Raw genomic sequence first — 6,993 nt, forward strand, 5'->3', positions numbered from 1 at the left:
GCAGATGAAATTTTTACCAGTATACACTGATATTATAGCTTTATTTGGCTTAAATCATTCTCTGTGGTGTCAGTAGATTTTTTACGATACCTAAGCCATAGAAAATCACGGCCAACCAGGGTAACAACGGCATTAAAAACGCACCAACTGCACTCACAATGGCTCCTGCTGAAGATGCACTAACGGCGTCTTGATACATGACTACAGCCAGTAAAATGGTCAGTATAGCCGTCCCAATACCCCACCGTTTGAATTTTTGTCCACCAAAGGGATGGCGGATGATTGATTTGACCAAACCGCCAAGGATCATTGCAGTCGCAATACCTAAAACGCCTAAACTGATGAAATAGAAATCAGCAGTGGTCCCTAGACTAGTTTGGTTAAAAAGTTGGTCAATTTGAATGCCACGCTTGCTAATGATCTGCCTGGACACTAAATAAACGATTAAACTTGGAATAATTAGGATACTGCCCGTTTGAAATTCAAAATTAGACTTAAAATGCAAACGCCTTGGTTTGGCTGATTTTCGAAACTGATCCTGCTGCGTAGTTTGCTTGGGTTGGGACTCAGTTGTTGATTCTGGCTCACTAGATTGCTGTGCATCGGGCATCTTCTGCTGTGCTGAATGATTTTTTGAACGCCAGAAAGAAGCTTTACCCGTCAATAACGGGTACAAGTAGCTGGTTAAGATAAACAAACTAAAAATCTCCCACCGCCATTCATTGAATAATAAACTGACCACGTAAACGAACAGCAGGAACCAGCCGTTATTCACAATGAACTGACCAACCCGTTTTAAATTGGGTACGTTAGGTATCAAACGTCGTTGCCAAGAATCAATTGCTCGCTGACGCCGATGCAATTGGGGCCCCTCATCTTGAGCTAAACGCGACGATCCATGTATTTCATTTTCAGTTAACCTGAAGCCACAGTCCGGACAGAACGTTGACTCTGTTGGAATCGTGTGGCCACAGCTTGGACAAATCATTGTTGCCATTTTCGTCACTCCGATCTACGAATAGGTCATTGAATCTACAAATACTATAAGCAATTTTTAGCCCCAATGAAATCAAAAGGTGGAAAATTAAGAGAATCGAAAGAGTCTAAAGCGATCATTAAAGGCAGCAACGAATTTTCAAGTGTGGAAAATTCGCTGCTGCCTTTAAATTTAACAACAATTATCAAGCTTACAATTTATCGTTTTCTTGTGGTTTAACCACTGGCGAAAGAACCCTATCTTTCAGTTGTTCACCCACTTGAGTACGCTGAAATTGTTTGAAGGCCATCCCTATCAGTAACGGAATAGCTGTTGCTACCAGTGCCTGGACCCAAAATGAACTGACAACCTGAGTGATATCTAAAATATCCAAAACAATTTTGTGCATGTACATAATAACCAAGGTGTGATTGCCAGTCGCAAACAAGATTTTAGCCATTAACCGAATGGGTGACGACACAATCTTTGCAAATAACTGGGTGAATCCCAACGAGTATGCAATGATCCGGCTAATACCAAACACAGTCAGACTACAGAAGATTGGGACAAGTCCCACCAGTAAAGCCAATTGAATATGAGTGAAAGGTACGCCTTGATAATAGCCGGAAAATTGATGGCTACGCATAAAAAGCCCAAACGCCAGTCTGAGTGACTTCAGCTGAATGAACAGCCAGCCCACGATGATTAAAGACGGCAAAAAAACGTACCATTTTGTTAAATAATGTTTCCCAAAGTAAAACATATTATAGCCAATCAGCATATAGGCCATCACCAACACGGCAACGTCCATATCCCAGGGTGCCGTCACAACACCAAAGGCTTTAAAGCTCGTTAGTTGCGTGTAACTGGTAGACCAGTAAACAAAATATGCGGCAATAATAAGCTGTAATGGTTTAAACCGGATAACACTAATAATCACGGTTGTGCCGATGATCCCTAAAATATAGGTTTCTGGGTACCAAAAAATAGTGGTGTAATGGGTTAGCGTTTTACCGCCGTAAAACAACTTAAGGACATAAACCAAACTATATGTAATCGATTTATTATGAATAAACTTATATCCAGTAATCAGTAAAAGACCGGCGATAAAATAGCTGCTCAATAAAGGTGTGACTCGCTTTTTCAAAAATGCGATGACTTTTTGGATATCTCTTAAATTAATCGGTTTTAAGAAAAAACCGCCGATTAAAAAGAACAGTGGCATATGCCACCAATAAAGAAAATCATACCAGTAGCGATTTTCTTTAACATGCAGAACATAATCTGGCATGTTATGACCAAAGACTACCGCAATCATAGCGATTCCTTTGGCAATGTCTAACCAGATAATTCGTTTCCGCTTCTTTTTGACAGGAAACTGATCAGATACTTGATTTGAATCTCGATGATGCGCTAAAGAAAAAACGTGCTGTTTGCTATCTAAAGTAGGATCCATAATAAAAAATTATTCACCACCATGTATACTGCTGTCCTTGTATCAGTCGAGTAGTTAAATTATTGATATAACAAGAAGTCTTTGATTAAATGATTAACCGTTAAATTATTATAATGTAACAAGCTGTGCTGCGCTTTCGGACCAGTAACTTGGCTTTCTCGATAGTCCACTTTGACATGACTAGTTTTAACCAAATAGCCCAGTGATCTGGCACTAGTCGTTGTCACCAGTCCGTCACTGTCAGTACCATCTTCTAAATTGCCATAAATATTCAAAATTTTTAAACCTGCCGGCAAACGATGTTTATATTTTAGAAGGTGTTTAAATTCTGCTCGTTCGATTTTTGGACGACCATTCTTGTCTAAAGCATTTTCACCGACTTGATCATCCCACAAACGACCAACCTTAGACTCAAATATCGGCTGATCAGGTTTATGACGGTTTAAAATACCGTTAAACGGTCCTGCAATTGTGACCACCCGATGTGGCTTAATCCGTGCAACTTGTTTGGGGTGGGTTTCGAAATAATTGATCCAAGCATATGACCCCATCGAATGCCCCACTGCATCGTAGCTTTTTATATGATACTTATGATTAAGTCTTGGCATAATTTTTGCCAGCATCGCACTATAATAGATTTCACCGGCATGATTATTCTTAATGACAATCGGAATCACAACTCTGTGAGCCACACTTGGTCGATACTTACCGATAAGATGGATGCGACTGGACCGATCCACATAAACCATTAATTGCTGTTTTGCCAAATGTGTTTGAACTAGGCTGGCCGAAAGATACCTCTCTGAATTGTACGATCCGCCAAAACCATGTAGCAACAAAATAGGTCGTTTGGAAGCTTGGGGCGCTTTTTTTGAAGATTCCTGATTAGAATGCCCCTGTGTCGTCGCAGTCTGATCTTGATGTCTTAAACTTCTAATTGCCTGAGACAACTCTTTTTGAATGCGTGCTTCCTGCTGATGTAACTGATATTGATAACTCACAACAAACAGGGCACAGAAACATAAAATACCCGCCAGTGAGATAAACCATCCTTGTTTCGCAACTTGTTTAAGATGGGCAAAGTGGCCTTGCCCGTGGAATTCCTCCTTTGACTTCAAAGATTTTTGTGAAGCCTTTTCTGCTTTGGTCGGGGTTAAGTGGTAACCGCAATTTGGACAGATAGTAGAACTTTCAGGGATCGATTCACCACAATTTGGGCAAATAATCGTTGCCATTTTTTTCACTCCGATCTGAGAATAGCTTATTAAATATATTACCACTATCCTAAATTTTTGTGTATGCTGGCATCAACAGTTAAGTTATTTTAGAATCAAATTTTGATAATCAAAAACCAGACAAATGAAATTTTAAACTGGTTGTTTGACTAATCTTTCACTTAAATGACTATGTCTGACTTTACCCGTCTGAAATAGTCGATATTGTTTGAAGAAAATGCCAATGATCAATGGAATCGACGCAGCAATGAAAACTTGTAACCAAAAGGAATCAGTCACATGATTGATACTGAGCAGATCCAAAATCATTTTATGCAGATACATCATCATGAGTGTGTGGTTGCCCGCAAGTGATAAAATTCGAGCAGTCCACCTCACTGGGAATAAAGCACGTTTTACCACTGATTGAGTGACCTCTAAAGGATAAGCAATGAATTGACTCAGCCCAAAAATCACTAAACAACATAACACTGGAATGATTCCTACCATTAGTGCTAACTCAGCGTGACTTACTGAAAGATGTTGATAAGCACCATAAATTTGGTGACTACGCATAAACAGCGAGAAAGACAGTTTTTGACTCTTCAACTGAAAAAATAGCCAACTGACCGTCAGTAACGCTGGTAAAAAAACATACCATTTTGTCAGGTAACGTTTGCCAAAATAAAAGATGTTGTATCCAATCAGCATATACGCCATGACCAGGACAGCAACGTCCATGTCCCAAGGTGCCGTAACTACACCAAAGGCTTTAAAATGAGTTACTTGTGTATAACTGGTCGACCAGTAGACAAAACTACCCGCAATGAAGAGTTGTACCGGTCTTAAACGAACAACGCTAATCACAAACGTTGTTCCAATTACTCCCAATAGATAGGTTTCTGGATACCAAAATACCGTCGTGTAGTCACTTAAAGTTTTACCGCCATAACACAATTTTAAAAGGTAGGTCAAACTGTATGTGACAGATGTTTTATGAACCAGCATGTACGCACCAATGAGAAGTAGTCCAGCCAGAAAATAACTAGATAATAAAGGAGCCACTCGTTTTTTTAAGAAAACAGTCACTTTTTTGATATCTAGGAAGTTAATCGGCTTTAAGAAAAAACCGCCAATTAAAAAGAACAACGGCATATGCCACCAGTAAATAAAGTCATACCAGTACCGATTAGCCTGGACATTGAGAATGTAGTCCGGCGTGTTATGGCCACAAATCACTGCAAGAATCCCAATTCCTTTAGCAATATCTAACCAAGTCAGCCGTTTATGCGTCACCACTTTGGGAAGTTGCTTACCAGTCCTGACATCAGTACCAATCATTGAATCTTCCGTTAAATATTGATTTTTTCGACTTATGCTTAAATCCATAACAAGAAGTAACTCACCCCACTTACTATACGAACTGTTTTCATCTTTTAGAAGTCAGTTTAGCCGATAGCTACTGACTATCTTCTGCGTTTATTGCATAAATGTGATTGTAAACGGCTTAAATTAAATGAACCTAAAAAACAGGCTCCTGATTAAGGAACCTGCTTTAGCAGTTAGTTCGTATGATTGGTTAATGTGTTGAATTGGACTCGTCATCCTGCGAGTCAGAGTTATCCGGTTTAGTTTGTTCCGCACTAGATGGATCACTAGCACGATAAACACCTGGAATAGCTGACGAATCAGTCGGATTAGCGCCTAAGTTAGTTGCTAATGGATCAGTAACCGTCCGCTCCTCTTCGTCTTCTTCCTTTGCATGATCCAGTTGAATCTTGATATCTTCTGAAATCAACGGTAATTCAATCTGAAAAATTGATCCGTAGCCAAGTGCACTTTCAATACTAATTTTACCGTGATAAGCCTCGACTAAACGTTTGGCAATGGACAGTCCCAAACCGTTTCCACCCTTATTACGACTACGAGCCTTATCAACCCGATAAAATCGATTAAACACGCGCTCACGGTTTTCTTCGGAAAGACCCTCACCAAAGTCTTGAACAGCGATTTGAGCAACGTGTCCGCTGGATGACAAGGATAAATGAATCTCCTTGCGTTTAACCGAGTATTTAACGGCATTATCCAGCAGAATGATCAACACTTGTTCAAGATGATTTCGATAAATTTGGGAATAAGCATGTCGTTTAACATCATCATCCAAAATAAAGGTAAAGTCCGGATGAATCATCTTAAAATCGTTGAAAACTTGGTTTACAACTTCTTTAATATCAGAAGTTTCGTGGTTCATCGTGATTTGAATCTGCTCAGCTCGGGTCAGATCCAGCATTTCGGTGACCAGACTTTGCATTCGCTTAGTTTCTTGCATTGCGGCTGAAAGGGATTCATTTAGCACTTCAGGATCATCTTTGCCCCATCGCTGGAGCATTTCAATGTGACCCTGAATAACGGCCACAGGCGTCCTTAATTCATGAGAAACGTCCCCAACGAATTGCTGTTGCTGATCAATATAACGTTGCATTTGATCCAACATATCGTTAAATAGTTCACTTAAATCAGACAATTCATCATTCCGGCGTGTTTCAGGCACCCGTTCATCGGATTGAGGATCTGAGCGGACTGCCTGCATCGTCTGGTTGAGACCAATGATTGGCTTCAACAAAAGGTCAGCTAAGAAATAACTAAAAACAGATGCTGCAAACACTACCGAAATCACCAGCACAAGCAGAATCAAAGAAAACCGATGACGAGCAGCTTTATACTCTGTCATGGCATTGGCGACTTGCACGTAACCTAGTAGTTTATGATCGCTTTGACTGTAGATTGGTGCTCGGCCAATCAGCCCGTCAAAGTGACGCGTTTTTTCCATTTTCATTTCACGTTTTTTAGATAGCCGAGTGTTATCAACGTGCTGATTACGGGAATTAAAAATTTCCTTTTTCTTGGCATTATAAACAGAAACACCCGTACTATCCCGGGATAAATCTGTGATAACAGAATTCTGGTATATATTGGCCTGATCAGAAACCGAGCCACTAGGCTGATTGAGATTAGGCTGCAACGCATTGCTTACGGAAGCAGCCGTAAAATGGCCTTGAAGGTTATCGACCCGACTTATAACCGTGTCTAGCGTGCTACTGACGTGCGTTCGCTCCTGTTGAAGTAACACCCCTGATAGGCCTTGAAACATCAAAACCGAAAAAACGACAAAGATAACAAAAACGCCGGTTGCACTACCCAGCGCCCACTTCCACTTCATCGACAATCGATGATGCTTTTTTAAAATCGGTTCATTTTCGATATTTGTGGTGTCTGTTTCACTCATGAACGCATCACGTACCCAGTACCACGAACCGTTTGAATGTAACTCTTTTCGCCCGGTCGAT

General features: G+C 40.4%; 5 protein-coding genes. All 5 read right to left on the reverse strand.

Annotation, left to right across the window (positions count from 1 at the left end; translation table 11 throughout):
- Positions 1 to 49: 49 nt before the first annotated feature.
- The gene (locus AC6H04_RS11770) at positions 50 to 997 is read right to left on the reverse strand and encodes a zinc ribbon domain-containing protein (RefSeq protein ID WP_497571852.1); all 948 of its coding nucleotides are present in this window, start codon (positions 995 to 997) and stop codon (positions 50 to 52) included.
- A 190-nt stretch (positions 998 to 1,187) separates the two neighbouring features.
- On the reverse strand, positions 1,188 to 2,432 hold the full coding sequence (locus AC6H04_RS11775) for an acyltransferase family protein (protein WP_497571853.1): 1,245 nt from the start codon (positions 2,430 to 2,432) through the stop codon (positions 1,188 to 1,190).
- A gap of 59 nt (positions 2,433 to 2,491) precedes the next feature.
- Entirely contained in the window at positions 2,492 to 3,667 is a 1,176-nt protein-coding gene (locus AC6H04_RS11780) for an alpha/beta hydrolase (protein ID WP_497571854.1), read from the reverse strand.
- 132 nt (positions 3,668 to 3,799) lie between these two features.
- Positions 3,800 to 5,035, reverse strand: a complete 1,236-nt coding sequence (locus AC6H04_RS11785) for an acyltransferase family protein (RefSeq protein WP_497571855.1) — start codon at positions 5,033 to 5,035, stop codon at positions 3,800 to 3,802.
- Positions 5,036 to 5,225: 190 nt separating this feature from the next.
- A complete protein-coding gene (locus AC6H04_RS11790) occupies positions 5,226 to 6,932 on the reverse strand; it encodes a HAMP domain-containing sensor histidine kinase (protein WP_497571858.1) in 1,707 nt (568 codons plus the stop codon).
- Positions 6,933 to 6,993: the final 61 nt, after the last annotated feature.

This window comes from Secundilactobacillus sp. MJ173 (assembly GCF_059704265.1).

What these genes read in the sequence shown, in the direction of transcription:
- AC6H04_RS11790 (WP_497571858.1), bottom strand. Translation starts at nt 6,932, where the DNA reads ATGAGTGAAACAGACACCACAAATATCGAAAATGAACCGATTTTAAAA.
- AC6H04_RS11775 (WP_497571853.1), bottom strand. Translation starts at nt 2,432, where the DNA reads ATGGATCCTACTTTAGATAGCAAACAGCACGTTTTTTCTTTAGCGCAT.
- AC6H04_RS11770 (WP_497571852.1), bottom strand. Translation starts at nt 997, where the DNA reads ATGGCAACAATGATTTGTCCAAGCTGTGGCCACACGATTCCAACAGAG.
- AC6H04_RS11780 (WP_497571854.1), bottom strand. Translation starts at nt 3,667, where the DNA reads ATGGCAACGATTATTTGCCCAAATTGTGGTGAATCGATCCCTGAAAGT.
- AC6H04_RS11785 (WP_497571855.1), bottom strand. Translation starts at nt 5,035, where the DNA reads ATGGATTTAAGCATAAGTCGAAAAAATCAATATTTAACGGAAGATTCA.